Origin of the sequence: Streptomyces sp. NPDC048484, from assembly GCF_040651415.1 — a bacterium.
Taxonomy (GTDB): Bacteria; Actinomycetota; Actinomycetes; order Streptomycetales; family Streptomycetaceae; genus Streptomyces.
Map to the genome: position 1 here is coordinate 379324 of NZ_JBEZJY010000001.1, position 14893 is coordinate 394216.

15 protein-coding genes are annotated in these 14893 nt (G+C 72.1%); 6 read left to right on the plus strand and 9 right to left on the minus strand.

Annotated elements, in window-relative coordinates; all coding sequences use genetic code 11:
* Positions 1 to 25: 25 nt before the first annotated feature.
* Together AB0D14_RS01570 and AB0D14_RS01575 are read left to right on the plus strand one after the other, a co-directional pair.
* Positions 26 to 286 (plus strand): hypothetical protein, encoded by a 261-nt coding sequence (locus tag AB0D14_RS01570; protein ID WP_362773021.1) that lies wholly within the window; start codon positions 26 to 28, stop codon positions 284 to 286.
* Positions 283 to 1827: an AarF/UbiB family protein gene (locus AB0D14_RS01575; protein ID WP_362773024.1), complete on the plus strand. Its 1545-nt coding sequence runs from the start codon at positions 283 to 285 to the stop codon at positions 1825 to 1827. Before AB0D14_RS01570 ends, AB0D14_RS01575 begins: the two co-directional genes overlap by 4 nt.
* A gap of 10 nt (positions 1828 to 1837) precedes the next feature.
* On the opposite strand, the gene AB0D14_RS01580 is transcribed toward AB0D14_RS01575, so the two are convergent.
* The 3 genes from AB0D14_RS01580 to AB0D14_RS01590 form a co-directional block, all read right to left on the minus strand.
* Positions 1838 to 3607: a hypothetical protein gene (locus tag AB0D14_RS01580; protein ID WP_362773027.1), complete on the minus strand. Its 1770-nt coding sequence runs from the start codon at positions 3605 to 3607 to the stop codon at positions 1838 to 1840.
* A gap of 160 nt (positions 3608 to 3767) precedes the next feature.
* The gene (locus AB0D14_RS01585) at positions 3768 to 4178 is read right to left on the minus strand and encodes a rodlin (RefSeq protein WP_362773029.1); all 411 of its coding nucleotides are present in this window, start codon (positions 4176 to 4178) and stop codon (positions 3768 to 3770) included.
* 196 nt (positions 4179 to 4374) lie between these two features.
* Positions 4375 to 4788: a rodlin gene (locus AB0D14_RS01590; protein WP_362773032.1), complete on the minus strand. Its 414-nt coding sequence runs from the start codon at positions 4786 to 4788 to the stop codon at positions 4375 to 4377.
* A gap of 250 nt (positions 4789 to 5038) precedes the next feature.
* Here AB0D14_RS01590 and AB0D14_RS01595 point away from each other — a divergent pair, with 250 nt between their 5' ends.
* The 3 genes from AB0D14_RS01595 (at position 5039) to AB0D14_RS01605 (ending at position 6930) form a co-directional block, all read left to right on the plus strand.
* Entirely contained in the window at positions 5039 to 5428 is a 390-nt protein-coding gene (locus AB0D14_RS01595) for a rodlin (protein ID WP_362773035.1), read from the plus strand.
* Between the two features lie 180 nt (positions 5429 to 5608).
* Positions 5609 to 5866, plus strand: a complete 258-nt coding sequence (locus tag AB0D14_RS01600) for a chaplin (RefSeq protein WP_362773038.1) — start codon at positions 5609 to 5611, stop codon at positions 5864 to 5866.
* Between the two features lie 104 nt (positions 5867 to 5970).
* A complete protein-coding gene (locus tag AB0D14_RS01605) occupies positions 5971 to 6930 on the plus strand; it encodes a chaplin (RefSeq protein ID WP_362773041.1) in 960 nt (319 codons plus the stop codon).
* 146 nt (positions 6931 to 7076) lie between these two features.
* Here the strand turns inward: AB0D14_RS01605 and AB0D14_RS01610 are convergent, their stop codons facing one another.
* Both AB0D14_RS01610 and AB0D14_RS01615 read right to left on the minus strand, forming a co-directional pair.
* A complete protein-coding gene (locus AB0D14_RS01610; protein ID WP_362773043.1) occupies positions 7077 to 8330 on the minus strand; it encodes an FAD-dependent oxidoreductase in 1254 nt (417 codons plus the stop codon).
* Complete coding sequence (locus AB0D14_RS01615) at positions 8330 to 9619, minus strand: ATP-grasp domain-containing protein (RefSeq protein WP_362773046.1); 1290 nt, start codon at positions 9617 to 9619, stop codon at positions 8330 to 8332. Before AB0D14_RS01615 ends, AB0D14_RS01610 begins: the two co-directional genes overlap by 1 nt.
* Positions 9620 to 9791: 172 nt before the next feature.
* Here AB0D14_RS01615 and AB0D14_RS01620 point away from each other — a divergent pair, with 172 nt between their 5' ends.
* The gene (locus AB0D14_RS01620; RefSeq protein WP_362773048.1) at positions 9792 to 11084 is read left to right on the plus strand and encodes a glycosyl hydrolase; all 1293 of its coding nucleotides are present in this window, start codon (positions 9792 to 9794) and stop codon (positions 11082 to 11084) included.
* Positions 11085 to 11106: 22 nt separating this feature from the next.
* On the opposite strand, the gene AB0D14_RS01625 is transcribed toward AB0D14_RS01620, so the two are convergent.
* Genes AB0D14_RS01625 through AB0D14_RS01640 form a run of 4 tightly spaced genes read right to left on the minus strand, consistent with a single transcriptional unit; the run spans position 11107 to position 14889 of the window.
* The gene (locus tag AB0D14_RS01625) at positions 11107 to 12288 is read right to left on the minus strand and encodes a GNAT family N-acetyltransferase (RefSeq protein WP_362773172.1); all 1182 of its coding nucleotides are present in this window, start codon (positions 12286 to 12288) and stop codon (positions 11107 to 11109) included.
* Positions 12289 to 12344: 56 nt separating this feature from the next.
* Positions 12345 to 13001, minus strand: a complete 657-nt coding sequence (locus tag AB0D14_RS01630; RefSeq protein WP_362773051.1) for a lipopolysaccharide biosynthesis protein — start codon at positions 12999 to 13001, stop codon at positions 12345 to 12347.
* Complete coding sequence (locus AB0D14_RS01635) at positions 12998 to 14194, minus strand: glycosyltransferase (protein ID WP_362773054.1); 1197 nt, start codon at positions 14192 to 14194, stop codon at positions 12998 to 13000. Before AB0D14_RS01635 ends, AB0D14_RS01630 begins: the two co-directional genes overlap by 4 nt.
* Complete coding sequence (locus tag AB0D14_RS01640; protein WP_362773174.1) at positions 14191 to 14889, minus strand: polysaccharide deacetylase family protein; 699 nt, start codon at positions 14887 to 14889, stop codon at positions 14191 to 14193. The genes AB0D14_RS01635 and AB0D14_RS01640 overlap by 4 nt, the downstream gene beginning before the upstream one ends.
* Positions 14890 to 14893 lie beyond the last annotated feature (4 nt).

The window sequence follows — 14893 nt, forward strand, 5'->3', positions numbered from 1 at the left end:
ACCGCCGAGAGAGGAGGGAACCCTTGTGACAGGAGCTGATGACCCCCGTCCGCTCAGTTTCCTGCTGCGCACCCGCGACGGACAGCTGAGAGACACCGGGGCCGGCGGGGAGATCGTGGGCCCGGAGGAGTTCCGGGCCCGGTTGCAGGCCGGTGAGCGGCTGCGGGTGCGGCACGAGACGACGGGCGCCGACTGCACGCTCGATGTGGTGGCCCAGGTGATCGCGGTCTGTCTCCCGGCGCAGCGCGGCCTGTTCGGCGCCCCGGGGGACGGGACGGTGACATGAGCCGGGGCCGCCATCTCCTGATGGCCCGGCTGATGACGATGCTCGTCTCCGACATCCTGGCCTCGCGCGAACGCATCGACGTCGAGCGGTCCGCACTGGCCGGGCAGCGGCGCAGGGCCCGCCGCATCCGGGAGACGATCGAGCAGCTGGGCCCGTTCTGGGTGAAGGTGGGCCAGATCCTCGCCACGCGCTCCGACGTCGTCTCCGACGCCGTACTGACCGAACTGGCCCACCTCCAGGACGCGGTCCACACGGAACCCTTCCAGGTCTTCGAGCCCGTACTCCACGAGGAGCTGGGCCCGCACTGGCGCTCGGTGTTCCGCGACATCGACACGGACGCGCCACTGGGCTCGGCGTCGCTCGCACAGGTGTACCGGGTCGTCCTCGCGGACGGCCGAGTAGCCGTACTGAAGGTGCAGCGGCCCGGCACACGGGAACGCGTCTACGCCGACATGGCCCGACTGCGGCGCGCCGCGAGGCTCGCGGGCCGCGCCGTCCCACGGATCGGCTCGGTCCTGGACGTGGAGGCCACGCTCCAGATCGTCTTCGACTGCATGAAGCCCGAACTCGACTTCACGGCCGAGGCCCGGCACATGGCCCAAGGGCGGCGCATGGCCAGGGGCTTCAAGGGCATCCACGTGCCGGAGGTGTACCGGGCGACGCCGCGGATCCTCCTCCAGTCGATGGCCCCGGGCACGTCCCTCAGCCACACCGACCTGTCCGGCTTCTCGGCGAAACAGCGCCACAGGATCGGCAGCGACCTGCTCTCCTTCATGTACCGGGGCTACTTCGTCGAGCGGATGTTCCACGCGGACCCGCACCCGGGCAACATCTTCGTCCACCCCGAGCACGGTGCCACCATCATCGACTGGGGGATGGTCGGCCGCATCGACCGCAATCTCGGCTCACTCGGCGTCATGGCCCTCACCAGCCTCGCCCAGAACGACGCCCGCGGCCTCGCTTCGGCCTGGACCGAGATGGGCCGCACCACCCCGTTCGCCGACCTGCTCGGCTTCCAGCAGGACCTGACCCGGCTCGTGCCGCTCATCGCCTCCGCCGCCCTGGAAGACCTCGACTTCGGCGTCGCCCTCACCGACGTCCTGCGCTGCGCCGCACAACGCGGCATCCGCACCAGCCCCATGGTCGGCATGCTCGGCAAGTCCATCACGAACATCGAGGGCTCCGTGCGCCGCATCGCCCCCGAGCTCTCCGCCCTGAGCGTCTTCGAGGACGCCCTGACCGACGTCATGGTGGAACTGGCCCGCGACGTCTTCTCCCGGGAACAGACGGCCCGGCGCGCGCTGGAACTGATCGTGGCCGGGAACTCGACAGTCGACCAACTGCGCTCCTTCCTCCGGGATGTGGCGAACCGCGAACTGACGTTGCGGGTGGGGCTGCTGCCCGGCCACGGCATCGGCAGCGACGGCAGCGGCATTCTCAGGGCACGGGTGGCACCGCTGGTGGCCGCGGGGCTCGCCGTGTGGGGCATACGCCGGATGACGGGGCCACACCGCGGCGCCGTACAGCACTTCTGGGCGTGACAAGCCCCACTCAGCCGCACAGTTCCCTCTCCGCCCGAACGGGGTCGGTCGGGAAGCGGAACGACGTGCGCTCCCACGCCCCGGCGACGTTGCGCAGAAAACGCCCCGGCGTCAGCCGCCCCCGCACGGCCGCGTCCAGCTCGGCGAGCGCGCCGCAGCGCAGGGCCCGCCGAGCCGCGCTCACCTGGGCCGGGTCGGTCCAGGCGGGCAGATCTCCGGGTACGCCCCGGTCGGCGGCGAGCCAGGCGGCCGGCAGGTGCTTGTCGTGCCCGACCCTCCCCCGGCCGACCCGCTCGGAGTGCGCGGCCACCGGGTAGGCGAGCCCGATGGGGTCGAGCGCGGCCCCGTCCAGGGGGACGACGGCCCCGTTGAACCCCAGCACCACATAACTCGCCGTGACACCGGACGAGTCGGCGCCGACCCGCGCGTCCTTGCCGAACAGCAGCGCCGGCGCCCCGGAGTGCCGGGCCGTCCGCACCTTCCGGGCGTACTCCAGATGGTGCGGAGCGCCCGCGAAGGTGTGTCGCACCGGATGGGGATCGGCGTTGTGGCGGACGTACACCCCGCGCTCGTCGGCGATCCCCGCCGGCCCGATCTGTCCGCCGTACGGAATCCGCAGCCAGCCGGCGCAGACCACCGCCCACAGGCCGACGCCGACCGCGGCGAGCGCGCCCGCCCGGGTCGCCGGAACCGCGAAGACGGGCAGCAGCATCAGCAGCAGACCGGGCAGCAGCATGCGCCCGTGCATGAAGTCACCGCCGACCCTGACCACGTACACCCAGCACAGCAGCCCGGCGACGACGGGGGCGAGCGCGGGAACGAGCCGCGCCGCCCCGGGCCTGGGCAGACCTCCAGGTCCGCGAAAACCCCCGGGTCCGCGAAGGGTTCCGCGTGCGGGCAGCAGGGCCGCCGCCACGAACAGCGCGGGCACCCACAGCAGATAGGGATGCGCGAAGTCGCCCAGATACGCGAGGCCCCGCCCCCACAGGCTCCGCGAGGCCTCCTTCGTCACGGCGGGCAGCGGCACCAGGTGCCCGTAGTACCCGGCCCGGAAGACCTCGTACGCGGCCGGCAACGCACCCGCCGCCCCGATGCCCGCGAGCGCGCCCCGCCACGACGGCCGCACGAGCAGCCACTGGGCGCCCAGGAACACCACGGTCACCAGCCCCAGATCGGGCCGCACCAGCGGACCGAGACCGATGACCACCGCTGTCACGAGCGAGGCGGGCCGTGCCGTCAGCGCCAGCCATGCCCCGGCGATCCAGCAGGTGGCGAGCCCCGTCTCCAGACCCGAGGTGGCGAAGTCCCACACGGGCGGCAGCCCGAGCAGGACCAGCGATCCCAGTGGAACAGCCGCGCGCCCGCCGTACGTGCGCAGTGCGCCGATCCCCGCGAGCGCGAACCCGGCGGCGGTCAGCAGCAGCCCCCCGAACACCGCCGCCGACGCCGGATCGACCCCCGCCGCCCCGGCCCCGACGAGCAGCCACTGCCACAGGGTGCCGGTCGACGACTCGACCCGCTCACCCGCGTTGAACACGGGCCCGTTCCCCGCCAGCACCTGCCGCACGGTCCGTACGTAGATGTAGGCGTCGTCGGACATCCACCGCCGCCGGAACCCCGCGTACGCCACCAGGAGCGCGGGAACGAGCCACACCGCCGCCCGCAGCCGGTCCGCCCACGCGATGCCGGGACCGGACCCAGGCGGCAGCCACGTGGCGGAGGACAAGGGCGGACGGGTCCTGCGGTACGAGGGATACGCGGGCGAGTACGTCGACGTCATGATCCGTTCATCGGCCCGGGTCCGGCCGAGCTTGACGCCAGGGGTGGAGGCGACATCCCCGAGCCTGTTGAATCCAGGCGCTCCACGGCAACTCGGTGCCCACGCGGGAACAGCGGGCCACCCCCGAGGGGTGACCCGCCGTTCGCGGTGCTGGGGGAGATCAGCTGCCTGCGCCGCCGTTGCCCGAGAGAACCGGGATGCTGGCCAGGAGGTGCGACAGGGGCTCGTCGCCCTTGGCCTGCGTGGAGTTCTCGGTGCACTGCTGGTTCTGGGGGGCCGACAGGACCGGGACGTCCTGCAGGGCGGTGACCGGTACCACGCCGACGAGCGAAGCCAGGTTCGCCTTGGCCGGCAGGCCGACACACGGCTTGTTCAGCGAGCCCTGCACGAGCGAGAGCTGGGGGCTCATCTTGCCCTTCGTGGCCTGGTTCCCGTACGTCTGGGCGGAGCCGTTGCCGTTGGCGGTGCTGACGCCGTCGCCGTTGCCGATGGCCAGCGCCTGAGGCGCGACGGCAGCCGACAGACCGGCGACAGAGGCGGCAATGGCCGCGGTCGCCATCAGCTTCTTCATGTTCGTTCCCTTTCGGAGAGTGGCCCCCGTGACGGAGCCGCATATGCGTCAACAGTGTGGTGGACGGTGCGATTGTGAGGTTTGCCCCAATTGGCCCACAGGCCTTCCTCGGGACCGGAGCTGCGCGCCGCCGTCGCTGTGGCAGGGGCAGCGGGCCGCCGGGGAGGCCGGCGGCCCGCTTGGGAGCGCGGCGGAATCAGCTGCCTGCGGCGCCGTTGCCCGAGAGAACCGGGATGCTGGCCAGGAGGTGCGACAGGGGCTCGTCGCCCTTGGCCTGCGTGGAGTTCTCGCTGCACTGCTGGTCCTGCGGGGCCGACAGGACCGGCACGTCCTGCAGGGCGGTGACCGGCACCACGCCGACGATTGAGGCCAGGTTGGCCTTGGCCGGCAGGCCGATGCAGGGCTTGTTCAACGAACCCTGGATGAGCGCCATCTGCGGGCTCATGTTGCCGTACGTCGCCTGGTTGCCGTAGATCTGTGCGGCCTTGTTGCCATTGGCGGTGCTGACACCGTCACCGTTGCCGATGGCCAGCGCCTGGGGCGCGACGGCAGCCGAGACACCTGCAACGGAAGCGGCGATCGCCGCGGCAGTCATAACTTTCTTGATCACTTGCTGGTCCCTTCTGAAGTAACCCCGTCCACCGGAGCGACCTGGACAACTGCCCCTGGCTCGCATAGTTGCTCCAATTCACCCCGATGGCCCATTCGAGAAAGCCACTTGTATGACGCATGCGTGCGAAGAGTTCCGTGCGTTACGGAACATCGAATGGGCCAACCGGGCGACCCCTCGAAACCAATCGCGCCGCCTCCGGTTGATGGAGAGCAGGAACATGCGTATCTGTCAGGAAAGGACCGGAGAAATGCTCAAGAAGGCAATGGCCACGGCGGCGGTCGCCGTTTCTGTCGTCGGTTTCTCGGCGGCGGGCGCCACGCAGGCGCTGGCCATCGGCAACGGCGACGGCGTCAGCACCGCCAACGGCAACAAGGCCGCACAGATCTACGGCAACGCCAAGACGCACGGCAAGATGAGCCCCCAGGGCCAGATCGTGCAGGGCTCACTGAACAAGCCGTGTGTCGGCCTGCCGGCCAAGGGAAACCTGGCCTCAATCGTCGGCTGGGTGCCGGTCGCCGTCCTGCAGGACGTGCCGGTCCTGTCGGCCCCGCAGGACCAGCAGTGCAGCGAGAACTCCACGCAGGCCAAGGGCGACGAGCCCCTGTCGCACATCCTGGCCAGCATCCCGGTGGGCTAGGGCAACGGCGCCGCAGGCAGCTGATTCCGCCGTCGCGAAGGCTTCTCCTGGCGTTCGGGTGAAATACCGGAGAGTCGCACTTTCTGTAGTTTCTTCGTTCCCCACCTCATCGTTCAACAGCCGCAGGTCATGGTGCGAGCCGTTCAGGCTGTGCTCGTCCGGTTTCGGCCGTCAATGGGCATGACTGCAGAGAAAGGGAACTACGTGAACCGTAAGAAGAGTGCCGTCGTCATTGCCGGCGCGATCATGGCCATGGGCATGGCCGCCCCGGCCTTCGCCAGCGCCGAGGCCGAGGGTGCCGCCGTCGGCTCGCCCGGCGTCCTCTCCGGCAATGTGGTCCAGGTGCCCGTCCACATTCCTGTCAACGTGTGCGGCAACACGGTCGACGTGATCGGCGCGCTGAACCCGGCGTTCGGCAACACGTGCGCCAACGACTGACGTCATAGCACACCAGCCGAACGGCTGAGTTACGCCGGCCTTGGACCGCATCCCGGTGCCAAGGCCGGCTTTTCCCACTTCTACCAGCAGAGAAGACAACGAGATTGCGACAGACCCTGAGCAAGGGAATGGTCGCGGCCGCCGCCGCGACGAGCATCTTGTCCCTGTACGCCTCCCCTGCGTTCGCCGACTCGAACGTGAACGGGGTCGCAGCGGACTCGCCCGGTGTGCTGTCCGGCAACGACCTGCAGGCACCGGTGGACGTGCCCGTGAACGCGTGCGGCAACTCCGGGGACGTGATCGCCGGCCTCAACCCGGCGTCCGACAACTCCTGCGCCTCGTCCACGGGCAAGCACAGAAAGCCGGACGCACTCCGCCGTGGAGCCCCGGACGACCACGGCTCGGATCACGACCACGGCTCGGATCATGGCCACGGCGCGGGCCACGGGCATGGCTCGGATCACGGTCATGGTCATGGTCATGGCTGGGACCACGAGCATGGCTGGGTTCACCTTCATGGCTGGGGCCACGGTGACGGATCCGGCCGCCACGGCGGCGGCTCCTCCGCGCGCGGCGATTCGCACGGGTCGCCCGGCGCCGGCAGGGGCCACGGCGCCGAGACCCCGGCGGACGCGTGCAGCGACATCGCGGACGTGATCGGCCTGCTGAACCCCGGGTTCGGCGACGAGTGCGCCCAGCACACCGGCCCGAAGGGCTACGGCGACGACGCCCCGAGCGGCTACGGCGATGACGGCCCCAAGGGCTACGGCGACGACGAGTCCCCGTCGGCCGGGCCCCCGTCCACGAAGCCGGCCACCGAGCGAGCCCCGGTGACGGTCGTCCCGCCCACCGCGGGTTCGCCGCGCACGACGCACCCGTCCACGTCCTCTCCGGGCACGGGTGCGGGTGCGGGTGCAGGTACGGACACGGGCATGGGTCCCCGCCCGGAGCTGGCGCACACCGGCAGCGGCGGTATGCCTGCGGCTGCGGCCGCCGGTGCAGGTCTGCTGATCGGTGGAGCGGTCCTGTACCGACGAAACCGAGCCGCGTCCCGGCCTTGGTGACGCCCCGGGTGCCGGACGCCACGCACCACACGCCAGGCATCCGGCATCCGGCACCCGGCATCTGGCATCCGGCACCCGCGCGGTCACTGCGGGAACTGCGGGAACTTTGGGAACTGGGGGACTGATTGAACGGGGCCGGGAAGCAGTCAGACAGGCCCCAGCACCCCGCGCCGCTCCCGCGCACCGGGCACGGGCAGCGGCGCCGGGCCCGTACGGAGCCGGCGCCGCACCCCTCTCACGAGGGTCCGGGCCGTGAACGAGGCGCCGTGCACGAAACGCATCGAGGGGCCGAAGCCGGACGCCGTGACCAGGCCGGCCATGAAGAGACCGGGCCAGGACGACTCGAACTCCCGGCCCACATGGGGAGAGCCGTCGGGCGACGCGGCCAGGCCTTCGCATACGTCCTGGGGCAGCAGTCCCAGGCGTTCCCGCGTCGGCCTGAAGCCTGTGGCGGCGATGACGTGTTCGGTGTCCAGGGACGTCGACTCTCCTGTCGCAGCGAGCATTTCGAGGCGTACGCCGCCCCCGGACGCGTACGCCGCCGCGATCTCGTGGCCCAGCAGCAGGTCGACGGACGGCTCGACCCGGTCACGGATCCACCAGGCACCCGCGGGGCCGAGGGCCGTGGTGGCGATCCGGGCGCGGGTGGGCCCGGGGAGGCGGCGGAACGCACCGGGGCGTTCGGCGTAGAACCAGTTGCGCCAGCCGGGGCCCAGGCCGCTGTGCGGAGCGCGGGCCGACTGCCACCACGGGCGCTCCCAGGGCGGCGGCACGTCGTTCCAGGCGAGCCCGGGGGCCCGGGCCACGATCCGGACGCGGGTGCCCTGTTCGGCGAGCAGGGCCGCCGTCTCCAGCGCGGCCTGCCCACCGCCGATCACCGTGACGTCCTTGCCCAGGAAACGGTCCAGGTCGCCGTGATGGCTGCTGTGCGAAACGTACTCGGGCCCCAACCCCCGCAGAGTGGCGGGCACTTCGGTGAAGGGCAGGACGCCGACCGCCAGTGCGACCGTCCTCGCGCGGACGGATCGGCCGTCCTGCGTGGTCGCCTCGAAACCGCCCAGGCAGGGACGGACGTGCGCGATCGTGCGCTCGTCCACCTCCGGGACCGTGTGCTGCGCGAACCACAGCCCGTACGAGGCGAACACCTCGACCGGGATGGGCGCCCCGTGCCGGGCCTCCACCCCCTGTTCCGCGCAGTAGGCGGCCAGGCTCAGACGGCCCTCGGGATCCGACAGGTTGGACGCCCACGGCTCGGACTTGAGGAACATGCCGCGGGGCATGTGGTCGCGCCAGGACGCCATGGGCCGGCCGAACACGCGCAGGCTCAGGCCCGCCGCCGCGGCGTGGGAGGCGATGGACAGGCCGTAGGGACCGGCTCCCACCACCAGTAGGTCGTACATCAGTGGCTGCTCGCTTTCTCGTCGTCGGACAGGGGATGCACATCAGGGGGTGTGGCCGGCTCCACGAGCCGGGCGTCGGCGGTAGGCACGGAGGCCGCCCGGCGTACGCGGTCCAGGAGCGGCCGGCCCATACGCCGGCCCATGCGCCGGCCCAGGTGACGGGACCACAGCACCCACAGGGCGATACCGGGCGCGAGGTCGTCCCGGGCGTGCCAGGCCCGCTCGGTGCCACCCCGGAGGGCGGCCGTGAGCGGCGCGTAGTTCTCCACCACGAAGGTCCGGCCCGGCCGGGGGTCGGGCGGTGGCAGCGGACGGTGGGTCAGGTCCAGATGCTGTGCCCGCACCACGTCGAGCCCCGCCCCGTCGGCGAACAGCCGGAACTGCGCGCCGGGCCGCGGGTTGAAGTCGAGCAGGTGGTACGCGCCGGTCGAGCCGTCGCGGCGGAAGTCCAGGTCGAGGATGCCGCGGTAGCCGAGCGCCGCGACCAGCCGTTCGGCTGCCGCCTGAACGGCCGGGTTCGGTGTCCAGCGGCCCACCGCGGTCAGGCCCGCGCCGCGCGGCCAGGCCCGCTGTTTGCGGCCCGGGCCGCCACCGCACACCGCCCCGGACCCGTCCACGTACCCGTGGAAGAACCAGTCCCGGTCCCGTCCCGGCGGCAGGAACGCCTGGAGCAGCAGCCGGCTGCCCGCCTCCTCGGCCCGACGGCACAGGGTCCGGGCCTCCAGCGCGGAGTCCAGCACCATCGTGCTGCGCAGACCCGAACCGGCGGGCAGCAACCAGGGGCGGCTCCACTTCGCCACCACCGGCAGCCCCAGCCGCCAGGCCGCCGCGGCCGCCTGCGCGGGACTGTCCGCGACCAGCGTCACAGGGTGCGGGATTCCCGCGGACTCGCACACGGCGGCCAGTTCCGCCTTGTCCGCGACGCGCTCGGCGAGGCCCGTGGGAGCGAGGGGCAGCAGGAAGAGGGGCGCGAGCTCTCCCCGTATCCGGTCCACCGCGACGGCACTCGCGTCATCCATTGGGATCAGTACGGCGGGACGGGCCAACTGCGCCGCCACTCGGCGCAATGCCAGGGCGATGTCCGCGGGCGGGGCGCCGGGAGCGGGCGGCGGATGCGTGCGGCACACGAAGCGGGAGTGGCGCACCGGACTTCCGGTGGAATCCGCGACGAGGTGCACATCGATTCCGGCCCGGCCGAGCGAGCGTACGGCTCCCAGCGTGCCGTGGTGAAAGGGATTCCGGTCGATCCGCAGCAGCACGGCGGGGACGCGGATGTCGAAGGACGGCATGGCATATTCCCTTGAGGTCTCTTCTGAGGTCACTTCTGATTGCTCAGCCGTGCGGGTTGCTCACCCGTGAGGGTGATCGGGCGTTTTCCCGGCGGCCGGCCTCGGTTGGCGCAATTCCCCTTCATATGACTGATTGTCAGTGGACGGTGGAAATGAAGCGCTAGGAGCGGACATGGCCCCACTGCAACGGACCAGGAGCAGACGGCTGGCATGCGTCGCCGGCTCACTCACCGCCGGACTCCTCGCCTCGGCCGCCCTCGCGTCCGGGACGGGACACGCCGTGGGACGGGGAGCTGCCGAGTCACCGGCCCCGCCGCCCGTACAGGCGGGCGCGTCGGCCGCTCCCGGGCGGACGACCCCGAAGCCCACGCCGCCGGAAAAGCCCGAGAACCCGGCCTTCGGCGCCTACCTGGACTACGGGCCCCGCGGAGTGGCCCGGATCGCCGAGCTGAGCCGCTGGTTGGACGGGGCCGACCTGCGCGTGGCGCACACGTATCTGCCGGGCGACCTCTGGAGCAACATCGAGGGCCTGCCCGGCTTCCTCGACGCCTGGGCGGACTGGCGGCGGGAGGAGGCCGACCGGCTCTTCGTCCTCAACGTCCCCATGCTGGAGCGCAACGAGGAGCACGTCTCGGACCGGGAGGTCCGCGGTCTGCTGCGGCGCGGCGCGGCCGGAGCGTTCGACCAGCACTTCCGCAAGCTGGCCGAGCGGCTCGTCGAGCTGCGGGTGCCCGACACCGTCATCGTGCTCGGCTGGGAAATGAACGGCATCACATACACCCATCGCTGCGGACCGGACCCGGAGGCCTGGAAGAAGTACTGGAACAGGATCGTCACCGCCATGCGGGCGGTGCCGGGTCAGAAATTCCGCTTCGACTTCACTCCGAACCGCGGCCGGGACGCCATTCCCTGGACCCAGTGCTATCCGGGCGACGAGACGGTCGACGTCATCGGCATGGATTCGTACGACCAGCCGCGCGGACAGTCATTCGACGAGGCGGTATCGGAGCCCTACGGGCTTCAAGCGCATGTCGACTTCGCGAAAGCGCACGGAAAGCCGATTTCCTATCCTGAATGGGGGCTCTTCCGAAACGGGGACAACGCGACCTACATGAAGCGCATGCTCGCCTGGCTGGACGAGCACAAACCGCTGTACAACACGCTCACCGACTACTGCCCGCACGGCGTGTGGCAGTGCGACGACAACCCGGAGGCCTCCGAGATCTACCGGTCGGTGCTTTCCGGCCGCACCGATCCGACCCCGACGCCCAAGCCGACGGACCCGACCCCCAAGCCGCCGACGGACCCGACCCCCAAACCGCCGACGGCCCCGACCCCCAAACCGACGGACCCGACGCCGGTGCGGCCGCCGAGCTGCTCGCCCGTGGAACTGGGCGACTGGGTGGAGTTCTGGCTCGGCGGGAAGCTCTGCCTGCGCCTCGACCGGTTGTCGCCGGACCGCTGACCCGGAGGTGGCGGCGGGCCGGTCACGGTCTGCCGCCACCGCGTTCCCTCCAGCTGAGGAACCGGTCGAGCAGCATCTTGCCCCGGCTGCGGGCAGCCACGTCACAGACGGCGGCGGACAGCAGCGGCGCCGTCCGCCGCCGGGCCAGCAGAAAACGCTGGTTGACGACGGGCTGGGGACGCCAGTGGTGCTTGTAGGGCTCGTTGCCGCGCAGCAGGCTCAGCACCCGGCGCCCGCCCGCCCCGCCGCCGCTCGTTCCACTGCCACCCGTCCCGCCGCCGCCCGTTCCATCGCCACCCGTTCCACTGCCACCCGTCCCGGTGTGTTGGGCGCAGGCGTGCAGCAGCATCGTCGCCACGTCCGCCTTGCGCATCCGCAGCTGCGGATGCGCGCCGTACAGGTAGCCGCCCGCCAACTGCTCCGACAGAAGTGTCAGATCGACCGCCACCACGGTGTCGTCCAGCCGGAACTCGGTCACCACCGCGTCCCCGGCGCGGACCATCGGCCCCACCGAGCGGATCAGATGCTCGGCAAACCGATCCTGCAGGTGCTCGGTGGTCACCTTGCGGCCCTGCCACTGGAGCCGGTGCAGCTCCAGGAGCCTGCGCAGCGCCGCGTCCACCTCGTCGGGGCGCACGGCACGCCTTTCGACGCCCAGCGTGGACAGCTTGCGCAGCTTGGCGCGGACCCGCTGCTGGGCCTTGGCTGTCGCGAGCCGTCCGATCAGGTCGTCCATCGGCAGGGCGGGCAGCTCCAGGCACAGCGAGTCCGGCACGCGCCGCCGCGGCCCGCGCCAGCTCGCGTACACCCGCTCCACCGCGCCGCCGGGCCGCACCTCACGGAAGTCGATCAGGGCGGTGCGCGCGGCTGCGGCCAGCACGTCGGCCAGGGCGCCGGCCGCACGGTCGGCACGCTCGCCGTCCTCGATCAGCACGTCGCCGAAATCGGAGATCGGCCCGCCCAGCGGTACGAGGGCCGGCCACGGCTGCCGTACGAGCATCAGCGGGGCGGCGGCCACCAGGTCACCGCCGTCGCGGACGAGCATGAGGCGGAGCCGGTCGGGCGTGCCGTACGAGAGCCACCACGAGTGCAGCCAGGCATGGCTCTGGAACGGGGTCGCAGTGCCGCACCGCCGGTACAGGAGCCCCCACTCCTCGGCCAGTCGGCCGAACTCCCGCTCGTCCGTGCACAGTTCCGTGCGCAGTTCCGTGCGCAGTTCCTTGCGTCGTTCCGTGTCCTCCGTGCGCAGGGCGGAGGCTCTCACAGCTGCCCGTGGACATCGGCGGCGGTGGCGGGGCTCGGCACCGAGGCCGTGGGCGAGACCTCCGGGGCCCGGCGCGGCCGGACCAGCAGCGCGAGTCCGCCGAGCAGCCCGCCGGCGCTCGCGCCCACGAGACCGGTCACCGCCGGCGACGCCGAGGACGCCTCGGTGGGCCGGATCGCACGGGAGAACTGCAGCAGCTCCACATGGGTGCTGTTCTCGGTGTCGTTCGCGTGCCGGGTCAGCGAGCGCGACACGGCGTTGGCGATGTCCGCGGCGAGGTCGGGGCGTTCGGAGGTGGCGGTCACGGCGACCATCGGCGCGTCCGGCGAGGTCGCGGTCCGCACGCTCTCGCGCAGGGTCGACACCGGCACGCCCGCCCACATCTGGGCGTCCCCGAGCACCGCGAGCTGGGTGGCGACCCGCCCGTAGGCCTGTGCGAAGCCGAGCGCGGACGCCGGGTCCGACTGCTGGGTGGGGACGGCGATGACGTAACTGGTGGCGGTGTACTGCGGGGTCTGCAGACCGCCGTACGCGCTGCCGAGCACGCCGCCGAGGAGGGCGCCCGCGGCGAGCATGGACCACGGTGGCAGCGCCTTGGCGCGGGCGAGTGCCGTGCCCGGCCGCCGGGTCGAACGATTGGGGTTGTCGGTCATGCGGAACTCACTCCCAGAGTTGCGGCCGTGTAGATGTCCATGAGCCGGTCGGCACTGCGGGCGATGCTGTAGTGGTGGGCGGCGTCCGGCGCGGAGCGCGGCCCGGGGCCCTGCGCACAGGCCTGCCGCAGGGCCTGCACGAACGAGTCCGCGCCGCCCTGCACCCGCCGGGCGAACGGCGCCGCGTCCCGGGGCAGGTCGTCGACGGCCGGGCAGGAGACGTAGAGCACGGGCAGACCCGCCGCCAGGGCCTCCACGACGGCGAGCCCGAAGGCCTCCTCCGCGCAGGGCGAGGCGAGGATGTCCATGGCTCCTATCAGCGACGGCAGGTCGAGGTCGGCGGGTGCGGTGGGTCTGGTAGGTCTGGTGGATCCGGCAGGCCCGGCAGGCCCGGTGGGTCCGTTGGGGCCGGCTCCGGCGGGTCCGTTGGGGCGCTCGCCCGTGAACAGCACCCGGTCGGCGACGCCGCTGTGCTGCGCCGCGCGCCGCAGCACGTTCTCCTGCGGACCGCCGCCGACCAGCAACAGCCAGACGTTGTCGGGGAGTTCGGCCAGGGCCCGGATCAGCACCTCGAAACGCTTGCCGGCCGTCAGCCGGCCGACACCTCCGACGACGTACGCCCCCCGCGGCAGCCCCAGCCGCCGACGGGTATCGGCGCGCAGGGCCGGGTCGAAGCGGAAGCGGGCCACGTCGATGCCGTTCGGCACGACCTCGATGCGCGGCTCGGGCACGCCCCAGCGGCGCAGCCGTTCGGCGACCGTGGGCGAGACGGCGACCGTCGCGTGGCCGAGGCGTTCGCTGGCCAGATAGAGCGCCCGGACGCCGGAGGTGAGCCGGCGGCCCTCCATCTGGGAGTCGCCGAGCGAGTGCTCCGTGGCCACGACGGCCTTCACCCCGGCGAGACGCGCGGCGGCCCTGCCGTACACGCAGGCCCGGTAGAGATGCGTGTGGACGAGGTCGTAACGGCCGCCGCGGATCAGCCGGGCGAGACGGGGGAGCGCCGCCAGGTCACGGTTGCCCCGCATACCGAGGTGGGTGACGCGCACACCGTCCGCGGTGAGGCCCTCGGCGACCGAGCCCGGGTTGGTGAGGGTCACCACGTCGCAGTCGACCGGCAGATTGCGTACCAGCAGCCGCAGTTGCTGCTCGGCCCCGCCGACGCCGAGCCCGGTGATGACGTGCAGGGCCTTCACCGGGACTCCTCCGGCGTTGGGCGCCGGCGCAACCGGTGCAGCTGGTACTTCAGCAGCAGCCGCCAGGAGGTGTCGTTCTCGCCGATGTGGACCCGGGGGAGGGCGAAGGTGCCGGTGAGCGGGCCGGGGTCGATCGCGCACGCGTAGCGGTACCCGGCGGCCCGTACGGCGTCGGCGACCCGCTGGTCGACGGTCCCGTACGGGTAGCACAGGCCCAGGACCTCCCGGCCCGTCAGCTCGGCGAGCAGGGCCCGGCTGCCGCCGACCTCGGCGCCCAGCAGCGCGTCGTCGGCCAGGGTGAGGTCGACGTGGGTGAGGCCGTGCGAGGCGATCTCCAGGCCCTCGGTGTCCGCGAGCCGGCGGATGGCGTCGGCGGTGAGGAGCGGTTTGCGGGGGCCCAGCGGGTCCCACTCGTTCGTACCGCCCAGCCTGCCCGGCAGGACGAACACGGTGGCGCCGAAGCCCCAGCGCCGCAGAACGGGGAGGGCGTTGCCGGCGAAGTCCGCGTACCCGTCGTCGAAGGTGAGGCCCACCAGGCCCCGCCCCTCGCCCCGGCCGCGGGCCGCCAGCAGGTCGGCCATGCTCACCCCGCGCAGACCCCGGCGGTGCAGCCAGCCCAGCTGCCGGTCGAGGCGGGCGGGCGAGACCGTGACGCGGTACGGGTCGTCCGAGCAGTCGCCCACCGAGTGGTACATCGCC

Bases quoted from the DNA above. Each gene is read 5' to 3' on its own strand.
- AB0D14_RS01575 (WP_362773024.1), top strand. From the start codon at position 283: ATGAGCCGGGGCCGCCATCTCCTGATGGCCCGGCTGATGACGATGCTC.
- AB0D14_RS01580 (WP_362773027.1), bottom strand. From the start codon at position 3,607: ATGACGTCGACGTACTCGCCCGCGTATCCCTCGTACCGCAGGACCCGT.
- AB0D14_RS01585 (WP_362773029.1), bottom strand. From the start codon at position 4,178: ATGAAGAAGCTGATGGCGACCGCGGCCATTGCCGCCTCTGTCGCCGGT.
- AB0D14_RS01595 (WP_362773035.1), top strand. From the start codon at position 5,039: ATGCTCAAGAAGGCAATGGCCACGGCGGCGGTCGCCGTTTCTGTCGTC.
- AB0D14_RS01600 (WP_362773038.1), top strand. From the start codon at position 5,609: ATGACTGCAGAGAAAGGGAACTACGTGAACCGTAAGAAGAGTGCCGTC.
- AB0D14_RS01610 (WP_362773043.1), bottom strand. From the start codon at position 8,330: ATGTACGACCTACTGGTGGTGGGAGCCGGTCCCTACGGCCTGTCCATC.
- AB0D14_RS01615 (WP_362773046.1), bottom strand. From the start codon at position 9,619: ATGCCGTCCTTCGACATCCGCGTCCCCGCCGTGCTGCTGCGGATCGAC.
- AB0D14_RS01620 (WP_362773048.1), top strand. From the start codon at position 9,792: ATGGCCCCACTGCAACGGACCAGGAGCAGACGGCTGGCATGCGTCGCC.
- AB0D14_RS01630 (WP_362773051.1), bottom strand. From the start codon at position 13,001: ATGACCGACAACCCCAATCGTTCGACCCGGCGGCCGGGCACGGCACTC.
- AB0D14_RS01640 (WP_362773174.1), bottom strand. From the start codon at position 14,889: ATGTACCACTCGGTGGGCGACTGCTCGGACGACCCGTACCGCGTCACG.